The 19,208-nt window shown below is 72.6% G+C and carries 20 protein-coding genes; 17 read left to right on the plus strand and 3 right to left on the minus strand.

Annotation, left to right across the window (positions count from 1 at the left end; genetic code table 11):
• Nucleotides 1-13: 13 nt before the first annotated feature.
• The 3 genes from AMK25_RS09110 (at nt 14) to AMK25_RS09120 (ending at nt 2,363) form a co-directional block, all read left to right on the plus strand.
• The gene (locus AMK25_RS09110; protein ID WP_073827676.1) at nt 14-517 is read left to right on the plus strand and encodes a hypothetical protein; all 504 of its coding nucleotides are present in this window, start codon (nt 14-16) and stop codon (nt 515-517) included.
• Between the two features lie 161 nt (nt 518-678).
• Nucleotides 679-1,857: a chorismate synthase gene (aroC, locus tag AMK25_RS09115; RefSeq protein ID WP_073827677.1), complete on the plus strand. Its 1,179-nt coding sequence runs from the start codon at nt 679-681 to the stop codon at nt 1,855-1,857.
• The gene (locus tag AMK25_RS09120) at nt 1,854-2,363 is read left to right on the plus strand and encodes a shikimate kinase (protein WP_073827678.1); all 510 of its coding nucleotides are present in this window, start codon (nt 1,854-1,856) and stop codon (nt 2,361-2,363) included. Before aroC ends, AMK25_RS09120 begins: the two co-directional genes overlap by 4 nt.
• 155 nt (nt 2,364-2,518) lie before the next feature.
• Here AMK25_RS09120 and AMK25_RS09125 read toward each other — a convergent pair whose 3' ends face one another.
• On the minus strand, nt 2,519-3,307 hold the full coding sequence (locus AMK25_RS09125) for a cytochrome c oxidase assembly protein (RefSeq protein WP_073827679.1): 789 nt from the start codon (nt 3,305-3,307) through the stop codon (nt 2,519-2,521).
• Entirely contained in the window at nt 3,304-3,846 is a 543-nt protein-coding gene (locus AMK25_RS09130; protein WP_073827680.1) for a DUF2243 domain-containing protein, read from the minus strand. Before AMK25_RS09130 ends, AMK25_RS09125 begins: the two co-directional genes overlap by 4 nt.
• Before the next feature lie 92 nt (nt 3,847-3,938).
• On the opposite strand from AMK25_RS09130, the gene aroB reads away from it, so the two are divergent.
• From aroB to nusB, 4 genes are all read left to right on the plus strand, one after another.
• Nucleotides 3,939-5,015, plus strand: coding sequence for a 3-dehydroquinate synthase (aroB, locus tag AMK25_RS09135; RefSeq protein ID WP_073827681.1), 1,077 nt, complete (start codon nt 3,939-3,941; stop codon nt 5,013-5,015).
• Nucleotides 5,012-5,452, plus strand: coding sequence for a type II 3-dehydroquinate dehydratase (aroQ, locus tag AMK25_RS09140; protein ID WP_030502505.1), 441 nt, complete (start codon nt 5,012-5,014; stop codon nt 5,450-5,452). Before aroB ends, aroQ begins: the two co-directional genes overlap by 4 nt.
• Before the next feature lie 86 nt (nt 5,453-5,538).
• Complete coding sequence (gene efp / locus AMK25_RS09145) at nt 5,539-6,096, plus strand: elongation factor P (protein ID WP_073827682.1); 558 nt, start codon at nt 5,539-5,541, stop codon at nt 6,094-6,096.
• 23 nt (nt 6,097-6,119) lie between these two features.
• The gene (gene nusB, locus AMK25_RS09150; protein ID WP_174534511.1) at nt 6,120-6,530 is read left to right on the plus strand and encodes a transcription antitermination factor NusB; all 411 of its coding nucleotides are present in this window, start codon (nt 6,120-6,122) and stop codon (nt 6,528-6,530) included.
• A gap of 70 nt (nt 6,531-6,600) precedes the next feature.
• Here nusB and bldD read toward each other — a convergent pair whose 3' ends face one another.
• The gene (gene bldD, locus AMK25_RS09155; protein ID WP_013285505.1) at nt 6,601-7,089 is read right to left on the minus strand and encodes a transcriptional regulator BldD; all 489 of its coding nucleotides are present in this window, start codon (nt 7,087-7,089) and stop codon (nt 6,601-6,603) included.
• A gap of 287 nt (nt 7,090-7,376) precedes the next feature.
• Between bldD and pyrR the strand changes: the two genes are divergently transcribed.
• The 10 genes from pyrR to AMK25_RS09205 all read left to right on the plus strand — a co-directional run bounded on the left by pyrR (nt 7,377) and on the right by AMK25_RS09205 (nt 19,207).
• On the plus strand, nt 7,377-7,961 hold the full coding sequence (gene pyrR, locus AMK25_RS09160) for a bifunctional pyr operon transcriptional regulator/uracil phosphoribosyltransferase PyrR (RefSeq protein ID WP_073827683.1): 585 nt from the start codon (nt 7,377-7,379) through the stop codon (nt 7,959-7,961).
• Nucleotides 7,958-8,884: an aspartate carbamoyltransferase catalytic subunit gene (locus tag AMK25_RS09165; protein WP_073827684.1), complete on the plus strand. Its 927-nt coding sequence runs from the start codon at nt 7,958-7,960 to the stop codon at nt 8,882-8,884. Before pyrR ends, AMK25_RS09165 begins: the two co-directional genes overlap by 4 nt.
• Nucleotides 8,881-10,158 carry a dihydroorotase gene (locus tag AMK25_RS09170; RefSeq protein ID WP_073827685.1) on the plus strand — a complete coding sequence of 426 codons (1,278 nt, stop codon included), beginning with the start codon at nt 8,881-8,883 and terminating at the stop codon, nt 10,156-10,158. The genes AMK25_RS09165 and AMK25_RS09170 overlap by 4 nt, the downstream gene beginning before the upstream one ends.
• A gap of 3 nt (nt 10,159-10,161) precedes the next feature.
• On the plus strand, nt 10,162-11,334 hold the full coding sequence (carA, locus tag AMK25_RS09175) for a glutamine-hydrolyzing carbamoyl-phosphate synthase small subunit (RefSeq protein ID WP_198937490.1): 1,173 nt from the start codon (nt 10,162-10,164) through the stop codon (nt 11,332-11,334).
• Entirely contained in the window at nt 11,327-14,674 is a 3,348-nt protein-coding gene (gene carB / locus AMK25_RS09180; protein WP_073827687.1) for a carbamoyl-phosphate synthase large subunit, read from the plus strand. The genes carA and carB overlap by 8 nt, the downstream gene beginning before the upstream one ends.
• A 94-nt stretch (nt 14,675-14,768) precedes the next feature.
• Complete coding sequence (locus AMK25_RS09185) at nt 14,769-15,782, plus strand: quinone-dependent dihydroorotate dehydrogenase (protein ID WP_073827688.1); 1,014 nt, start codon at nt 14,769-14,771, stop codon at nt 15,780-15,782.
• A 155-nt stretch (nt 15,783-15,937) separates the two neighbouring features.
• Nucleotides 15,938-17,212 carry an adenosylmethionine--8-amino-7-oxononanoate transaminase gene (locus AMK25_RS09190; RefSeq protein ID WP_073827689.1) on the plus strand — a complete coding sequence of 425 codons (1,275 nt, stop codon included), beginning with the start codon at nt 15,938-15,940 and terminating at the stop codon, nt 17,210-17,212.
• 85 nt (nt 17,213-17,297) lie between these two features.
• A complete protein-coding gene (gene pyrF, locus AMK25_RS09195) occupies nt 17,298-18,137 on the plus strand; it encodes an orotidine-5'-phosphate decarboxylase (protein ID WP_073827690.1) in 840 nt (279 codons plus the stop codon).
• Nucleotides 18,138-18,312: 175 nt separating this feature from the next.
• The gene (mihF, locus tag AMK25_RS09200; RefSeq protein WP_013285515.1) at nt 18,313-18,630 is read left to right on the plus strand and encodes an integration host factor, actinobacterial type; all 318 of its coding nucleotides are present in this window, start codon (nt 18,313-18,315) and stop codon (nt 18,628-18,630) included.
• A gap of 25 nt (nt 18,631-18,655) precedes the next feature.
• Nucleotides 18,656-19,207: a guanylate kinase gene (locus AMK25_RS09205; RefSeq protein WP_073827691.1), complete on the plus strand. Its 552-nt coding sequence runs from the start codon at nt 18,656-18,658 to the stop codon at nt 19,205-19,207.
• The last annotated feature ends 1 nt before the right edge of the window (nt 19,208 follow it).

A 19,208-nucleotide genomic window follows, 5' to 3' on the forward strand; every position in this document is an offset into this window, starting at 1 on the left:
ATGCGGCTGAGGGATGAGAACCAAGGTGAACGTGCGATTGGCGCGGGAGGCGGCGAAGAACTTGCTGCCGCCGCCTGTCTCGATCATCGACGGCACGGGGACGGGACATGCGGTGCGTACGTGCTGCCTGACTTCGTCCGGTGGGGTGAGCCGGCTGGAGGTGAGTCTCGTCGTGGACGAGGCCACCGCCGCCCGGTTCGCACGCACCTGCCGGTGGGCGTCGATGTGGCGTCGGAGGGTTGCCCCCGGCATCCTCGCCGTAGCCGGGTTGATCCTGCTGATCGCTGTCGTCGATGTCGTGGTCGACCGCCCGCACCTGCTTTCCGTGGCACTGGTGCTGACTCTTGCCCTCACGGCATTCTCGCTGGCAGGCAAGCTGTCGCTGAGGTTGGTCCGCTCCCGGCACCATCCGAAACTGGACCGGGACGGTGGTGTGGTCATCCGTGACATCGACCGTGGGGCGGTCGAACTCTGGGCCGACCTGAACCCGAGGGGCGCGATCGAGATCCTCGGATAGTCGGCAGACCGCTCGACGTGCGACAACGGTGTCGCCCGCACAGGTGCCGTCGGCCGTAGGGCCGGCGGCACCTGCTGTGCGCGTGTGTCCGATGGTGTCCGCAGGGCGGGACGCGGTGGGCAGAGCACGGACGGGGCCACGGCGCGTGACAGACTGACGTCGTGTTGCGCTGGCTGACTGCAGGTGAATCGCACGGACCCGCCCTCGTCGCGATGCTGGAGGGCGTACCCGCCGGCATCGAGGTGACCACCGGGGAGATCTCCGGCGAGCTGGCCCGGCGCCGGCTCGGCTACGGCCGGGGTGCCCGGATGGCGTTCGAGCAGGACGAGGTCGAGATCATCGGCGGGCTCCGGCACGGGGTGACGCTCGGCAGCCCGGTGGCGATCCGGGTCGGGAACTCCGAGTGGCCCAAGTGGCGCACCGTGATGGCCGCCGACCCGGTCGACCCGGAGGAGCTGGCGAGCCAGGCCCGCAACGCGCCGCTGACCCGCCCCCGCCCGGGTCACGCCGACCTGGCCGGCATGCAGAAGTACGGGCACACCGACGCCCGGCCGATCCTGGAGCGCGCCAGCGCCCGGGAGACCGCCGCCCGGGTCGCGGTGGGCACCGTCGCCAAGGCGCTCGTGCGCCAGGCGCTCGGCATCGAGATCGTCTCGCACGTGGTCGAGCTGGGCCCGGTGGCGGTCAAGCCGGGGCTGCGTCCCACGCCGGAGGACGCCGCGCGCATCGACGCCGACCCGCTGCGCTGCCTCGACGCCGAGGCCAGCGCCCGGATGGTCGCCGAGGTCGACGCCGCGAAGAAGGCCGCCGACACGCTCGGCGGCGTGGTCGAGGTGCTGGCGTACGGGGTGCCGCCGGGCCTGGGCAGCCACGTGCAGTGGGACCGCAAGCTCGACGCCCGCCTGGCCACCGCGCTCATGTCGATCCAGGCGATCAAGGGCGTGGAGATCGGCGACGGCTGGCAGCAGGCCCGATCGCGCGGCTCGGAGGCGCACGACGAGATCGTGCCCACCGCCACCGGCGTGCGGCGGATCACCGACCGGGCCGGTGGCCTGGAGGGCGGCATCACCACGGGGGAGCCGCTGCGGGTGAAGGCGGCCATGAAGCCCATCTCGTCGCTGAACCGGGCCCTCGCGACTATCGACGTGACCACGGGCGAGCCGGCGACCGCGATCAACCAGCGCTCCGACGTGTGTGCGGTGCCGGCGGCGGCGGTGGTGGCCGAGGCGATGGTGGCGCTGGTGCTGGCCGAGGCGGCGGTGGAGAAGTTCGGCGGCGACTCGGTCGCCGAGATGCGCCGCAACCTGACCGGTTACCTCGACGGCCTGGTGATCAAGTGAGCACGCGGCCGGTCTGCGTGCTGGTCGGTGCGCCTGGCTCCGGCAAGAGCACTGTCGGCACGGCGCTGGCCGAGGCGCTCGGCGTCGACTTCCGGGACACCGACGCCGACATCGAGAACCTCGCCGGCAAGCCCATCCGGGAGATCTTCGTGGACGAGGGGGAGGAGCACTTCCGTACCCTCGAACGGGCCGCCGTGGCGGCGGCGCTCGCGTCGCACGCGGGCGTGCTCGCGCTCGGCGGCGGCGCGGTGCTGGCCGAGGAGAACCGGGCCGCGCTGATCGGCCACACCGTGGTGCACCTGTCGGTGGAGCTGCCGGACGCGGTCAAGCGGGTCGGTCTGGGCGCCGGGCGTCCGTTGCTCGCGCTGAACCCGCGCGCCACGCTCAAGCACCTGATGGACCAGCGCCGCCCGCTCTACGCCGAGGTGGCGACCGCGACCGTGGTGACGGACGGGCGTACCCCGGAAGAGCTGGCGGCGGAGATCGCCGCGCTGCTCAAGCCCTGACAACCGCCCGCCCCGCCGGGTCCGGCTCCCTCGGTGGAACGCCGTGGGTGTCTCCCGAGCGTTTTGGCACCCGTGGTGTTCCAGTCGGCGTGCATGACGCCGGTGGGTGGAACGCCGTGGGCGGGTGAGAAGGCGCGCCGGCGCAAGGTGGACGGTCAGGCGTTGGCCGCAACGGTCCCGGCCGCCTGGCGGCTAGGGCTCCGCTCCGGTCGCCAGGTGGCGAGCAGCGCGAGCGCCAGCGCGATCTCGGCCAGGTCGCCGAGGTAGTACATGAGCGTGGCCCCGGCCCGCAGCTCGGCGGCGGTCGCCGGCACGTCCACGAACAGCCCGGCGTAGAGCAGTTGGGCGATGGTGGCGTGCGCGGCCACCCCGAACCCGATCACCACCAGCCGCACCGGTACGCGCGGGCGGTGCGGGCCCGGGTCCGGCCCGGCGATCGACCAGGCGAACAGGCAGCCGCTGAGCAGGAAGTGCGCGTTCACGAGCGTGTGCAGGACCGGGCTGTCCAGCGTGGCGCGGTACAGCGGGGTGAGGTAGAGCAGCCAGAGTCCGCCCGCGGTCAGCAGCAGCCCGGTCACCGGGTGGCCGAGCACCCGCGCGACGGGATGCCGCAGCAGGTGGACCAGGGCCCGGCCGGTACGCCGGTCCAGCGTGCGCAGCAGCAGCGTGACCGGCGCGCCGAGCACCAGCGCCAGCGGCGCCAGCATGCCGATCAGCAGGTGCTGCCACATGTGCCCGACGAAGTCGCCGGCGGGCCACAGCAGCCCCGCCGCCAGCAGCAGCGCGCCCAGCCCGAAGCTCGCCGTCCGGGCGTACGGCCAGCCCGGCCCGCCCGGGTCACGCAGCCGCAGCGCGGCGGCCAGGTACGCCCAGAACAGCGCCGCCGGGACCAGCGCGGTCGCCGGGAAGCCGCCGTCGACGTGCCCGGCGTGAGCCAGGCTCACCGGCGCTCCGGCGCGCAGAGATCGACCGCCCGGGCCCGGCGCTGAATCGCCCAGCCCACAGCGATCAGCACCACGCCCAGGGCGAGGAACCCGAGGTCCCACCAGAGCTGGTCCGGGCCGCTGCGGACGTGGTGGATGCCGAGCAGGTGGTGGTCGATGACGCCCTCGACCAGGTTGAACAGGCCCCAGCCGATCAGCGCCCAGCCCCACAGCATCGGCGAGCGCCACAGCCGGCCCCGGGAGCTGGTCACCCGGGAGTAGAGCAGGGCCAGGCCGGTCAGCACCGCCACCCAGGTGACCACGTGGAACAGGCCGTCCCAGAGCGTGTTCATCTGCAACCCGGGCACGGTGTCCACCGGGTACTCGCGGATGCCGACCCGGTCGCTGCCGGTGCTGCTGAGCAGGTGGTGCCACTGGAGGACCTGGTGCAGGACGATGCCGTCGACGAAGCCGCCCAGCCCGACGCCGAGGATCGTGGCGGGCAGCCGGATGCCCGCCGCGGACTCCGGTCGGGTCGCGTGTGCCGTCGTCTCGCTCATTCCGGCCGCCCTACCCGGTGCGCGACCGGTCAAACACCCAGCCAGTGGACAGTCGCCCCGCGAGGGCGCCGTCCTGCACTAGGCTGCCCGCGATGGACGAGGTGACCCGGATCCCGGTCGGCGGCGAGCGGCCGTACGACGTGCTGGTGGGACGTGACCTGCTGGGCCCGCCGCCCCGGCTGCTGCCGGGCGCCGAGCGGGTGGCCTTCCTGCACGCGCCGCCACTCAAGGCGCTCGCCGACCGGCTCGCCGACGCGGTCCGCGAGGGCGGCGTGACGCCGCTGCTGATCGAGGTGCCCGACGCCGAGGCGGGCAAGCACGTCGACGTGGCGGCGGCCTGCTGGGACCGGCTCGGCGACGCCGGGTTCACCCGTACCGACGCGGTGGTCGGGGTGGGCGGGGGCGCGGTCACCGACCTGGCCGGTTTCGTCGCCGCTACCTGGTTGCGCGGCGTGCGCTGGGTGCCGGTCGCCACGTCGCTGCTCGGCATGGTCGACGCGGCGGTGGGCGGCAAGACCGGGATCAACACGGCCGCCGGCAAGAACCTGGTCGGCGCGTTCCACCCGCCGGCCGGTGTGCTGGCCGACCTGGCGACGCTGGACAGCCTGCCCCCGGCCGACCTGGCCGCAGGCATGGCCGAGGTGGTCAAGTGCGGGTTCATCGCCGACCCGGTGATCCTCGACCTGGTCGAGCGGGACCCGGCCGCCGCGCTGGACCCGGCCGGGCCGGTGCTGCGGGAGCTGGTCGAGCGCGCGGTCCGCGTGAAGGCCGGCGTGGTCGCCGGGGACCTGCGCGAGTCCGGGGTACGCGAGGTGCTCAACTACGGGCACACGCTCGCGCACGCGATCGAGAAGGTGGAGGGCTACCGTTGGCGGCACGGTCACGCGGTGTCGGTGGGCCTGGTCTACGCGGCCACGCTGGCCCGGCTCGCCGGCCGCCTCGACGCGGCCGACGCCGAGCGGCACCGCCGCGTGCTGACGGCGCTCGACCTGCCCACCGGCTACCGGGCCGACGCCTGGCCGGAGCTGCTGGCCGCGATGCGGGTGGACAAGAAGGCCCGGGGCAGCCGGCTGCGCTTCGTGGTGCTCGACGGCCTCGCCCGCCCGGCGATCCTGGAGGCGCCGCCGGACGACCTGCTGGCCGCCGCGTACGAGGAGATCAGCTCATGAGGGTGTACGTGCTGAACGGGCCGAACCTGGGCCGGCTCGGCACCCGCCAGGTCGACGTGTACGGGGTGACCAGCTACGCGCAGCTGGTGGCCGACTGCGAGCGGCACGGCCGGGAGCTGGGGCTGGACGTGGTGGTCCGGCAGACCGACGCCGAGCACGAGATGCTGGCCTGGCTGCACGCGGCGGCCGACGAGGAAGCGGCTGTGGTGCTCAACCCGGCGGCCTGGACGCACTACTCGGTCGCGGTGCGGGACGCCTGCGCCATGCTGCGTGGTCCGCTGGTCGAGGTGCACATCTCCAACATCCACGCCCGGGAGGAGTTCCGGCGCCACTCGGTGATCTCGGCGGTGGCGACCGGGGTGATCTGCGGGCTGGGCGTGGACGGCTACCGGCTGGCCCTGCACCACCTGGCCGCCCGGCTCGCCGCAGGCGCCTGAGCCGGCCCGTTCCGCGGCGCGAGTCCGATTCGACAGGGCGAGTAGACTTGGACGGTCTGTCCGCCAATTGATGATCAAGGCAGGAAATGGCCACCACCAACGACCTGAAGAACGGCCTGGTACTCAACCTGGACGGCGAGCTGTGGGCCGTCGTCGAGTTCCAGCACGTCAAGCCTGGTAAGGGTGGTGCCTTCGTGCGCACCACGCTGAAGAACGTGCTGTCCGGCAAGGTGGTCGACAAGACCTTCAACGCGGGCACCAAGGTCGAGACCGCGACCGTGGACAAGCGCACCATGCAGTACCTGTACGCCGACGGCGAGGACTACGTCTTCATGGATCTGGAGACGTTCGACCAGATCACCGTCCCGGGCGCCACCGTCGGCGAGGCCGCCAACTACCTCCTCCCCGAGGCCGAGGCGACTGTCGCCACCCACGAGAGCGTGCCGCTGTACATCGAGCTGCCGACCTCGGTCGTGCTCGAGGTCACCTACACCGAGCCGGGCCTGCAGGGCGACCGGTCGACCGGCGGCAACAAGCCGGCCACCGTCGAGACCGGCGCCACAGTGCAGGTGCCGCTGTTCATCACCACCGGTGAGAAGATCAAGGTCGACACCCGCGACGGCCGTTACCTCGGCCGAGCCTGATGGCCGAGGGCCCCAAGCAGCAGATGCCGGCGCGTCGCAAGGCGCGCAAGCGGGCGCTGGACGTGCTCTTCGAGGCCGACCTGCGGGACCGCCCGCCGGTCGAGGTGCTCGCCGGCTACCTGGAGCGGATCGAGCAGCCGCGCCCCGACCACCTCGGCTACGCGGTCGGGCTGGTCGAGGGCGTGGCGGCGCACCTTGACCGGATCGACGAGACGATCGCCAGCTACGCCGAGGGGTGGACGCTGGACCGGATGCCGGTGGTCGACCGCAACCTGGCCCGGATCGCTGTGTACGAGCTGCTCTACGTCGACGAGATCGACGACGCGGTGGCGATCAGCGAGGCGGTGGAGCTGGCCCGGCAGATGTCGACGGACGACTCGCCCCGGTTCCTCAACGGCATCCTCGGCCGGATCGCCGAGTACGCCTCCCGCTGAGCCCCGCGCTCCGCGCCGCGACGACGAAAGGGCCCGTGCCGGACGGCACGGGCCCTTCTCGTACGGGATGTCAGGACGCGAAGAACGCCCGGGGGTCGGCGACCAGCACACCGTGCTCGGTCAGCCGCTCGATCAGCCCCGACGGTGAGGCGTCGTAGACGATCGCGAGGGCGCGCAGGTCGTCGGCGCGGATGGAGAGCACCCGGCCGTTGTAGTCGCCGCGCTGCTGCTGGATGGCGCGCGCGTAGCGGGCGACGTAGGCCAGGTCCTCGGAGGCCTCGTCGTAGAGCCGCTCCAGGTCCAGCACGATCTTGCTGGTGGGCTCGTGACGCACCCCGCTGCCGTCGGGCAGCAGCTCCGAGACGGGAACACGGTAGAAGTCGGCCAGTTCCGCCAGGCGGGACACGGTGACGGCGCGGTCGCCACGCTCGTACGAGCCGACCACCACGGCCTTCCACCGCCCGTTCGACTTCTCCTCCACCCCCTGCAGGGACAGACCCTGCTGCTGGCGGATGGAGCGCAGGCGGGCGCCCAGCGACTTGGCGTATTCAGAGGGCATTCGGACACTCCCAGTGCTGCTCGGGGTTCTCCCAGCTATCGCTACGGAGCGTGACGGTACGGGGATTGCGACACGTGGTCAAGTGGTGGTGTCCACCGGGCCCGGGGCGCTCGTGTGGCTTGTCCGCATTTCTGCGGGCTGACCAGCAGGTCAGGACCGGCGGCGGGCGGTCCGGTGACCGCTGGTAACGTGGCGTGAAGCCCCGGTCCGGGCCCCGCGCGGGCCCCCGGAGCCGACCCAGACGTCCTTTAACGACCCGTCCCGTGAGGCGGGGAAGGAGGTCCGCCGTGGCCTACCCACCGGCTGCCCATTCGTCACCGCCGCGACAACCCTCGGTGAAGGTGATCCTCGCCGCTGCCGACGTTTCGCGGGTGGTCGACCGCATCGCCCACCAGATCCTGGAGAAGACCCAGGGCGCCGCCGACACCGTGCTGCTCGGCATCCCCACCCGGGGTGTGCCGCTGTCCCGCCGCCTCGCGGACCGGATCAGCACCTTCGAGGACGTGACGGTCCCGGTCGGCGTGCTCGACATCACGCTCTACCGCGACGACCTGCGCCGGCACGCCACCCGCGCGGTCGGGCCGACCGACCTGCCGTCCGGCGGGATCGACGGCAAGCGGGTGATCCTCGTCGACGACGTGCTGTTCTCCGGCCGCACCGTACGGGCCGCGCTCGACGCGCTCAGCGACGTCGGCCGCCCGGCCTCGGTGCAACTCGCCGTCCTGGTCGACCGCGGTCACCGTCAGCTCCCGATCCGCGCCGACTACGTCGGCAAGAACATCCCCACCGCGCTGGCCGAGAACGTGAAGGTCACCCTCGCCGAGACCGACGGCACGGACGAGGTCAAGTTGTACGGGGGTTCGCCCGCATGATCCGGCACCTGCTCTCCGGCGCCGACCTGGACGCCGCCACCGCCACCCTGGTTCTGGACACCGCCGCGGAGATGGCGACGGTGGCCGGGCGTGAGGTCAAGAAGCTGCCCGCGCTGCGCGGGCGCACCGTTGTCAACCTCTTCTACGAGGACTCCACCCGGACCCGGATCTCGTTCGAGGCGGCCGCCAAGCGGCTCAGCGCCGACGTGATCAACTTCTCCGCCAAGGGCTCCAGCGTGACCAAGGGGGAGAGCCTGAAGGACACCGCGCTGACGCTGCAGGCGATGGGCGCGGACGCGGTTGTCGTCCGGCACCCCGCCTCCGGCGCGCCGCACCGGCTCGCCGAGTGGGTGGACGGGTCGGTGGTCAACGCCGGTGACGGCACCCACGAGCACCCCACCCAGGCGCTGCTCGACGCGTACACGATGCGGTCCCGGCTGGGCCGGCTCGACGGCCTGCACGTGGCGATCGTCGGCGACGTGCTGCACTCCCGGGTGGCCCGCTCCAACGTGCTGCTGCTGTCCACGCTCGGCGCGAAGGTCACCCTGATCGGCCCGCCCACGCTCATCCCGGTCGACATCGCCGCCGCCCTGGCCCCCGGCACCGACGTCTGTTACGACCTCGACGCCGTTCTCCCAGATGTGGACGTGGTGATGATGCTGCGGGTGCAGCGGGAACGGATGGGTGACTCCTACTTCCCGTCGGCCCGGGAGTACGCCCGCCGCTACGGGCTCGACGGGCCGCGCATGCGCCGGCTGCCCGAGCACGCGATCGTCATGCACCCCGGGCCGATGAACCGGGGCATGGAGATCACGCCCGAGGTGGCCGACTCGCCCCGCTCCACCATCGTCGAACAGGTCGCCAACGGGGTCTCCGTGCGGATGGCCGTGCTCTACCTGCTGCTCGGAGGGAACAACCGGTGACCGCGTACCTCATCACTAACGTCAGTGTGGTCGGCGGCGAGCCGATCGACCTGCTCATCCGCGACGGCGTGGTGGCCGCCGTCGGCGACGGCCTCGCCGCCGACGACGCCACAGTCATCGACGCGACCGGCCTGGTCGCGCTGCCCGGCCTGGTCGACCTGCACACCCACCTGCGCGAGCCCGGCCGGGAGGACGCCGAGACCGTCGAGTCCGGCTCCCGGGCCGCGGCGCTCGGCGGCTACACGGCTGTGTGCGCGATGGCGAACACCTCGCCGGTCGCCGACACCGCCGGCGTGGTCGAGCAGGTGTGGCGGCTCGGCCGGGAGGCCGGCCTGGTCGACGTGCAGCCGATCGGCGCGGTCACCGTCGGGCTGGCCGGCGAGCGCCTGGCCGAGCTGGGCGCGATGGCCGACTCGGCCGCCGGGGTGCGGATCTTCTCCGACGACGGGCACTGCGTGGCCGACCCGCGACTGATGCGCCGGGCGCTGGAGTACGTCAAGGCGTTCGACGGCGTGATCGCCCAGCACGCCGAGGAGCCCCGGCTCACCGAGGGCGCGCAGATGCACGAGGGCGAGGTGTCCACCCGCCTCGGCCTGACCGGCTGGCCGGCCGTCGCCGAGGAGGCGATCATCGCCCGGGACGTGCTGCTGGCCGAGCACGTGGGCAGCCGCCTGCACGTCTGCCACGTCTCCACCGCCGGCAGCGTCGAGGTGCTGCGCCAGGCCAAGGCGCGCGGGGTACGGGTCACCGCCGAGGTGACCCCGCACCACCTGCTGCTGACCGACGCCAAGGCGGAGAGCTACGACCCGGTCTTCAAGGTCAACCCGCCGCTGCGCACCGCCGCCGACATCGCCGCGCTGCGGGAGGCGCTGGCCGAGGGCGTGATCGACATCATCGCCACCGACCACGCGCCGCACGCCGTGGAGGACAAGGAGTGCGAGTGGGCGTACGCCCGGCCGGGCATGCTCGGCCTGGAGACGGCGCTGTCCATCGCGCTCGACGTGTTCGGCCCGCGCTGGGACCTGATCGCCGAGCGGATGTCCCGCACGCCGGCCCGCATCGCCGGGCTGGCCGGGCACGGCCTCGACCCGGCGCCCGGCGTGCCGGCCAACCTGACCCTGGTCGACCCGGCCGCCCGCCGCCTCATCGAGCCGGCGGAGATGGCCAGCCGCAGTCGCAACACCCCGTACGCCCGCATGACGCTGCCGGGTCGCATCGTGGCGACCTTCCTGCGCGGCGAGCCGACGGTCCTGGACGGAAAGGCTGTCAAGTAAATGGTGAAGCGTAGATCGGCGATTCTCGTCCTGGAGGACGGGCGCACGTTCCACGGCGAGGCGTACGGCAGCGTCGGGGAGACCTTCGGCGAGGCGGTCTTCAACACCGGCATGACCGGCTACCAGGAGACGCTCACCGACCCCTCCTACCACCGGCAGGTGGTGGTGCAGACCGCGCCGCACATCGGCAACACCGGCGTCAACGGTGAGGACGACGAGTCCGACCGGATCTGGGTGGCCGGATACGTGGTGCGCGATCCGGCCCGGATCAGCTCCAACTGGCGCGCCACCGGCGGGCTGGAGGACCGGCTCGCCGCCGAGGGCGTGGTCGGCATCAGCGGGGTGGACACCCGGGCGCTGACCCGGCACCTGCGCGAGCGCGGCGCGATGCGGGTCGGCATCTCCAGCGTCGAGGACAACCCGGCCGCCCTGCTGGAGCGGGTGCGCCGCTCGCCGCAGATGATCGGCGCGAACCTGTCCGACGAGGTGACCACCGCCAAGCCGTACGTCGTCGAGGCGCAGGGCGAGCACCGGTTCACGGTGGCCGCCGTGGACCTGGGCATCAAGCGCAACGTGCCGCGGCGGCTCGCCGCCCGCGGCGTCACCACCCACGTGCTGCCCGCCGGGTCGACGATCGAGGACCTGCTCGCCACCGGCGCGGACGCGGTCTTCTTCTCGCCCGGCCCGGGCGACCCGGCGACCGCCGACGGCCCGGTGGCGCTGGCCCGGGAGGTGCTGGCCCGGCGGATCCCGCTGTTCGGCATCTGCTTCGGCAGCCAGATCCTCGGCCGGGCGCTCGGCTTCGGCACCTACAAGCTCGGGTACGGCCACCGCGGCATCAACCAGCCGGTGCTCGACCGGGTCACCGGCAAGGTCGAGGTGACCAGCCACAACCACGGTTTCGCGGTGCAGGTGCCGGGCGCCGGGGACGGCGCCGTGGTGCCGGATCAGGTGATCCAGACCGAGTTCGGCGGTGTCCAGGTGTCACACGTCTGCCTCAATGACAACGTGGTCGAAGGGCTGCGGGGCGTGGACGTCCCCGCTTTCACCGTCCAGTACCACCCGGAGGCGGCGGCCGGCCCGCACGACGCGGACTACCTCTTCGACCGTTTCGCCGAGTTGATCGAAGGCCGTGGCTTCGACCGGCAGCAGAGTGAAGGCGGCAGGAATGCCTAAGCGGACCGACCTCAAGCACGTCATGGTGATCGGCTCCGGGCCGATCGTGATCGGACAGGCCTGCGAGTTCGACTACTCCGGCACCCAGGCCTGCCGGGTGCTGCGCAGCGAGGGGATCCGGGTCAGCCTGGTCAACTCCAACCCGGCGACGATCATGACGGACCCGGAGTTCGCCGACGCCACGTACGTCGAGCCGATCACCCCGGAGTTCGTCGAGCTGGTCATCGCCAAGGAGCGCCCCGACGCGCTGCTGCCGACGCTCGGCGGGCAGACCGCGCTGAACACCGCCGTCGCGCTGCACGAGGCCGGCGTGCTGGAGAAGTACGGCGTCGAGCTGATCGGCGCGAACATCGAGGCGATCAACCGGGGCGAGGACCGGCAGCTGTTCAAGGAGATCGTCGCGAAGGCCGGCGTACGGCTGGGCCTGGCGGATCCGTCCGCGCTGGTGCCCCGCTCGCGGGTCTGCCACTCGATGGACGAGGTCCGCGAGACGGTCGCCGACCTGGGCCTGCCGGTGGTCATCCGGCCGTCGTTCACCATGGGCGGCCTCGGTTCCGGCATGGCGCACACCGACGAGGACCTGGAGCGCATCGCCGGTTCGGGCCTGGCGGCCAGCCCGGTGCACGAGGTGCTCATCGAGGAGAGCGTGCTCGGCTGGAAGGAGTACGAGCTCGAACTGATGCGCGACCGCCACGACAACGTGGTGGTGGTCTGCTCGATCGAGAACGTCGACCCGATGGGCGTGCACACCGGCGACAGCGTCACCGTCGCGCCGTCGATGACGCTCACCGACCGGGAGTACCAGCGGCTGCGTGACCTCGGTATCGCGGTGCTGCGCGAGGTCGGGGTGGACACCGGCGGCTGCAACATCCAGTTCGCGGTCAACCCGGCCGACGGCCGGATCGTCGTGATCGAGATGAACCCCCGCGTGTCGCGTTCCTCGGCGCTGGCATCGAAGGCGACCGGCTTCCCGATCGCGAAGATCGCCGCGAAGCTCGCCATCGGCTACACGCTGGACGAGATCCCGAACGACATCACGCTCAAGACGCCTGCGGCGTTCGAGCCGACGCTCGACTACGTGGTGGTGAAGATCCCCCGGTTCGCGTTCGAGAAGTTCCCCGGCGCCGACCCGGAGCTGACCACCACCATGAAGTCGGTGGGCGAGGCGATGAGCCTGGGCCGCAACTTCACCGAGGCGCTGAACAAGGCGATGCGCTCGATGGAGACCAAGGCATCCGGTTTCTGGACGACTCCGGACCCCGACGGCGCCACGAAGGAGAACACCCTCGCGGCGCTGCGGACGCCGCACGACGGCCGGCTCTACACCGTCGAGCGGGCGCTGCGCCTGGGCGCGTCGATCGCCGAGGTGTCCGAGGCATCAGGTGGCATGGACCCGTGGTTCCTGGACCAGATCGCCTCGCTGGTGGAGCTGCGCGCCGAGATCGTCGACGCGCCGGTGCTCGACGCCGGCCTGCTGCGCCGGGCCAAGCGCGCCGGCCTGTCCGACCGGCAGCTCGCCGCGCTGCGTCCCGAGCTGGCCGCCGAGGACGGCGTCCGCACGCTGCGCCACCGGCTCGGCGTCCGGCCGGTCTACAAGACGGTGGACACCTGCGCGGCCGAGTTCGAGGCGACCACGCCGTACCACTACTCGACCTACGACTCGGAGACCGAGGTGGCGCCCTCGGCGCGGCCGAAGGTGCTCATCCTGGGCTCCGGGCCGAACCGGATCGGTCAGGGCATCGAGTTCGACTACTCGTGCGTGCACGCGGTCCAGGCGCTCCGGGCCGTCGACTACGAGACCGTCATGGTCAACTGCAACCCGGAGACCGTCTCCACCGACTACGACACCGCCGACCGGCTCTACTTCGAGCCGCTGACGTTCGAGGACGTGCTGGAGGTCTGGCACGCCGAGGACTCCTCCGGCAAGGCCGCCGGCGGGCCCGGCGTCATCGGGGTGATCGTCCAGCTCGGCGGGCAGACGCCGCTCGGCCTGGCCCAGCGGCTCAAGAACGCCGGGGTGCCGATCGTCGGGACCTCCCCGGAGTCGATCCACCTGGCCGAGGAGCGCGGCGCGTTCGGCGCGGTGCTGTCCCGGGCCGGGCTGCGCGCGCCGGCGCACGGCATGGCCACGTCGTACGACGAGGCGAAGGCGATCGCCGACGAGATCGGGTACCCGGTCCTGGTCCGCCCCTCGTACGTGCTCGGCGGGCGCGGCATGGAGATCGTGTACGACGACGCCACGCTGCGCGACTACATCGGCCGGGCCACCGCCATCTCGCCGGACCGCCCGGTGCTGGTGGACCGGTTCCTGGACGACGCCATCGAGATCGACGTGGACGCGCTCGTGGACGCCGAGGGCGACGTCTACCTGGGCGGCGTGATGGAGCACATCGAGGAGGCCGGCATCCACTCCGGCGACTCGTCGTGCGCGCTGCCGCCGATCACCCTGGCCGGCTCGCATCTGGCCCAGGTGCGCCGCTACACCGAGGAGATCGCCCGCGGCGTCGGGGTGCGCGGCCTGCTCAACGTCCAGTACGCGCTGCAGGGCGACATGCTCTACGTGCTGGAGGCCAACCCGCGTGCCTCCCGTACCGTGCCGTTCGTCTCGAAGGCCACGGCGGTGCCGCTGGCCAAGGCGGCGGCCCGGATCGCGCTCGGCGCCACCATCGCGCAGCTGCGTGCCGAGGGGATGCTTCCGCCCACCGGTGACGGCGGCACCATGCCGGCCGACGCGCCGATCGCGGTCAAGGAGGCGGTGCTGCCGTTCAAGCGGTTCCGCACCCCCTCCGGCAAGGGCATCGACGTGCTGCTCGGCCCGGAGATGAAGTCCACCGGCGAGGTGATGGGCATCGACACCGGCTTCGGGCAGGCGTTCGCCAAGTCCCAGGCCGCCGCGTACGGGTCGCTGCCCACCGCCGGGAAGATCTTCGTCTCGGTCGCCAACCGGGACAAGCGCGGCATGATCTTCCCGATCAAGCGCCTGGCCGACCTGGGCTTCGAGATCGTGGCCACCACCGGCACGGCCGAGGTGCTGCGCCGGCACGGCATCGCCTGCGAGCAGATCCGCAAGCACTACGAGTCGGGTGAGGGCGCGGACGCGGTCTCGCTGATCCTCGGCGGGGACGTGGCGCTCGTGGTGAACACGCCGCAGGGCTCCGGCGCGAGCGCCCGCTCGGACGGGTACGAGATCCGCAGCGCGGCGGTGAGCGTGGACATTCCGTGCGTGACCACTGTGCCCGGCGCCGCCGCCGCGGTCATGGGCATCGAGGCCCGCATCCGGGGCGACCTGAAGGTCCGCCCGCTGCAGGACCTGCACGCCGCCCTCCGGGCGGGCGAGTGACAGCGCGCCTCCACGCGTCGATCATGAGGTTGGCGGCGGATTCGGAGATCCACTTCGCCGCCAACCTCATGATCACCGGGCCGGGGGCCGGGGCGTGATCTTCGAGAAGGTGGTGCGGCCCCGGCTGTTCTCGCTCGCGGGCGGGGACGCCGAGGGGGCGCACGAGTGGACCCTGGCGCGGCTCGCGGCGGTGTCGCGGCGGCCCGCGCTTCTGGCGGCGCTGCGCGCGGCGTACTTCCGGTCCGCGCCGCGCACCGTGTTCGGGGTGCGGTTTCCCAACCCGGTCGGGCTGGCCGCCGGGATGGACAAGAACGGACTCGCGTTGCCCGCGTGGCCGGCGCTGGGCTTCGGCTTCGTCGAGGTCGGCACCGTGACCGCGCACGCCCAGCCGGGCAACCCCCGGCCCCGGCTGTTCCGGCTGCGCGACAGCGAAGCGGTGGTCAACCGGATGGGCTTCAACAACGCGGGCGCGGCGGCGCTCGCCGACCGGCTGGCGGCGCTGCCACGCCCGCTCGGCGTGCCGCTGGGCATCTCGCTCGGCAAGTCCAAGGTGACCCCGTTGGATCAGGCCGTCGAGGACTACCTCGACTCCTACCGGGCGCTCAAGGGACACGGCGACTACTTCGCCGTGAACGTGTCCTCACCGAACACCCCCGGGCTGCGGTCGCTTCAGGACCGGTCCCACCTGGACGCGCTGCTCGCCGCGTTGGTGGGGGAGAAGCCGGTGCTGGTGAAGATCGCCCCGGACCTCACCGAGCCGGCCGTGGCCGAGCTGCTGGAGGTCTGCCTCGACCGCGGCGCCGCCGGGGTCATCGCCACGAACACCACGCTCGCCCGTGACGGCCTGGCCCCGGCGGACCGGGCGCGGGGCGCGGAGACGGGCGGCCTGTCCGGCCGGCCGCTCACCGTACGGGCCCGGGAGATGGTCGCCTTCGTGCACCGGGAGACCGGGGGACGGCTGCCGGTGATCGGCGTCGGCGGCATCCTCGACCCGGACGACGCCACCCGCATGTTCGACGCCGGCGCGTCCCTGGTCCAGCTCTACACCGGCTTCATCTACCGCGGCCCCGCCCTCACGAGAGCCATAACCCGAACCACCCACCCCTGACCCACCCCGCCACCCCCTCTCTCCCCGCGCGATCTTGCACTTTCCGCCCCGGCATACCACCCGTTCCGGGCGCGGCAGGGGCAGCAACCGCAAGATCGCGGGGGAGAGAGGGGGAGGGGCGGCGGCGGGGGTGGGGTGGGGACGGAGGAGGAGTCATGACGCCTGAGGAGATCCTGGAAGCCGATCGGCGGCACGTGTGGCATCCGTACGCCGCGATGCCGCCCGCGAGCTCGCCGTACCTGGTCGACAGCGCCGAAGGGGTGCGGCTGCGGCTGGCGGACGGGCGGGAGCTGGTCGACGGTATGTCGTCGTGGTGGGCGGCGATCCACGGCTACCGGCACCCGGTGCTCGACGCCGCGGTGACCGATCAGCTCGGGCGGATGAGCCACGTGATGTTCGGCGGCCTCACCCACGAGCCCGCGGTACGCCTGGCGCGCACCCTCGTCGAGCTGACCCCGGACGGCCTGGAACACGTCTTCCTGGCCGACTCCGGCTCGGTGAGCGTCGAGGTCGCGGTGAAGATGTGCCTGCAGTACCAGCGGGCGCTGGGACGCCCGCAGCGCCGCCGGCTGGGCACCTGGCGGGGCGGCTACCACGGCGACACGTTCCACCCGATGAGCGTCTGCGACCCGGAGGGCGGCATGCACCACCTCTGGGGCGACGTGCTGCCCCGGCAGGTCTTCGCGCCGGCGCCGCCGCCCGGCTTCGACGCGCCGCCGGACCCGGCGTACGAGGCGGCTCTGGTGGACGCGGTGGAGCGGCACGCCGACGAGCTGGCCGCGGTGATCGTCGAGCCCGTGGTCCAGGGCGCCGGGGGCATGCGGTTCCACCACCCGCACTATCTGCGGGTGCTGCGCGAGGTGACCCGCAGGCACGGCATCCTGCTCGTCTTCGACGAGATCGCCACGGGCTTCGGCCGGACCGGGAAGATGTTCGCCGCCGAGCACGCCGGGGTCGCCCCGGACGTGCTCTGCGTGGGCAAGGCGCTCACCGGCGGCTACCTGACGCTGGCCGCGGCGCTGTGCACGCCCGAGGTGGCACGGGCGATCTCCGCCGACGGGGTGCTGGCGCACGGACCGACGTTCATGGGCAACCCGCTCGCCTGCGCGGTCGCCAACGCCTCCCTGGACCTGCTGCGGGCCGGGGACTGGGCCGGCCGGGTGGCGGGGATCGCCGAGGGCCTGCGGACCGGCCTGGCGCCGTTGCGTGGCGCGCCCGGCGTGGCCGACGTACGCGTGCTCGGCGCGATCGGGGTGGTGCAGCTCGACCACGACGTGGACCTGCCGCGCGCCACGGCCGCAGCGGTGGCGCAGGGGGTGTGGCTGCGGCCGTTCCGGGATCTCGTCTACACCATGCCGCCGTACGTCTGCGACGCCGCGGACGTGGCCCGGATCGCGGCCGGGGTCGCCGCGGCGGTGAAGGCCGGCTGAGCCCGGCCGAGTTCGACAGGGCGCGACGGGAAGGCCGTCGCCAGACGCCCAGGCGGCCCGGGGCCGCGGGGAGAGGAGAGACGCGATGGAGACGTTCGGCGCCCGACTGCACCGGGCCGTGGCGGACCGGGGACCGCTCTGCGTGGGTATCGACCCGCACCCCGGGCTGCTGGCCGACTGGGGGCTGCCCGACGACGTCGACGGACTCGACCGGTTCTGCCGCACGGTGGTGGAGGCGATCGGGGACCGGGTGGCGGTGGTCAAGCCGCAGTCGGCGTTCTTCGAGCGCTTCGGCTCGCGAGGGGTCGGGGTGCTTGAGTCAACTATCCGACAGTTGCGAGATTTGGGAGCGCTCGTTCTGCTTGACGTCAAGCGCGGCGACATCGGATCGACGGTTGCCGCGTACGCCTCGGCGTACCTCGATCCATCCAGCCCGATGTATGTCGATGCGGTGACCGCGAGCCCCTACCTGGGAGTAGGTTCACTCGCGCCGATGTTCTCCACCGCCGCCGAGCACGGTGGCGGGGTCTTCGTCCTGGCCCTCACCTCGAACCCGGAGGGTGCCTCCGTGCAGCGGGCCGTCGGGGCCGACGGGCGCACCGTCGCGCAGACCGTGATCGACGAGATTTCCCAGCTCAACCGGGGTGCGGAGCCGCTCGGCAGCTTCGGTCTGGTGGTCGGCGCGACGGTCGGTGAGACCGGTCACGACCTCGGCTCGGTGAACGGTCCGCTGCTCGCGCCGGGCCTGGGCGCGCAGGGTGGCACGCCCGCCGGGTTGCGTACCGTCTTCGGCGCCGCGCTGCCGTCGGTGCTCCCGTCGTACTCCCGGGAGGTGCTCGGCGCGGGACCGGACCCGGCCGGTCTGCGCGCCGCCGCCGAGCGGGCGCTGGCGGAGTGCCGGACCGCCCTGAACGCCGTAGGCTGACTGACGGCTCGGTCACTTTCCGTTGATCATCGCGCGCCCACGTTGCCGAAATCTCCGTTGACCGCTAGTTTTCCCCGCGCTGGGAACCACGGACCCCTTTGGTTGCCAGCGACACCACGTTTCACAGATGCGGTGGGGCGCTCCGCCCGCCGTACTAGGGACCTGAGGAGAACTGGTGCCGCTCCCGTCACTGACCCCCGAACAGCGCGCTGCCGCGCTGGAGAAGGCCGCGGAGATCCGCAAGGCCCGCGCTGAGCTGAAGGAGCAGCTCAAGCAGGGCAAGACCACCCTCGCCACCGTCCTCGAGCGGGCCGAGTCCGACGACGTCGTGGGCAAGCTGAAGGTTTCGGCCGTGCTCCAGGCGATGCCGGGCATCGGCAAGATCCGGGCCACCCAGATCATGGAGAAGCTCAAGATCGCGGACAGCCGTCGCCTGCGCGGCCTCGGCGAGCAGCAGCGCAAGGCTCTGCTCGGAGAGTTCGCCGCGAACTGAACGGCCCGCCGTGTAGAAACAAGCGGTGAGCACGGATGACGAGGCGCGCTCGGCGGCTCGGCTCACTGTCCTGTCCGGTCCCTCCGGGGCCGGCCGGAGCAGTGTGGTCGAGGCGGTCCGGGCGCGCCTTGCGTCTGTCTGGGTGCCGGTGGTCGCCACCACCCGGCCGCCGCGCCCGGACGAGCGGGACGGCGTGGACCGCGTCTTCCTCGACCCGGTCGGCTTCGACCGTCTGATCGCCGCGGGCGAGCTGCTGGAGTGGTGCCGCATCGGCCCGTACCGCCGGGGGGTGCCCCGCGCGCCGGTGCGGGCCCGGCTCGCCGGCGGATCTCCGGTGCTGCTGCCGCTGGACCTGGCCGGCGCGCTGACGGTCCGGGCGGCGGCGCCGGACGCCCGGCTGGTGCTGCTCGCGCCGCCGGCGTACCGGGCCGACCCGGACGTCGCGGCGGCCTTCGCCCACGCCGTGGCGCACGACCGCACCGAGCGCGCCGCGGCGGAACTGGTAGGATTGCTCGGTTCGTCCTTCCTGGCTCCGGCCCGACCGCCCGCGGGCGGCGCACGAGACGCAGAGGTTTAAT

Source organism: Micromonospora sp. TSRI0369 (genome assembly GCF_001905625.1).
GTDB lineage: Bacteria > Actinomycetota > Actinomycetes > Mycobacteriales > Micromonosporaceae > Micromonospora > Micromonospora echinospora_A.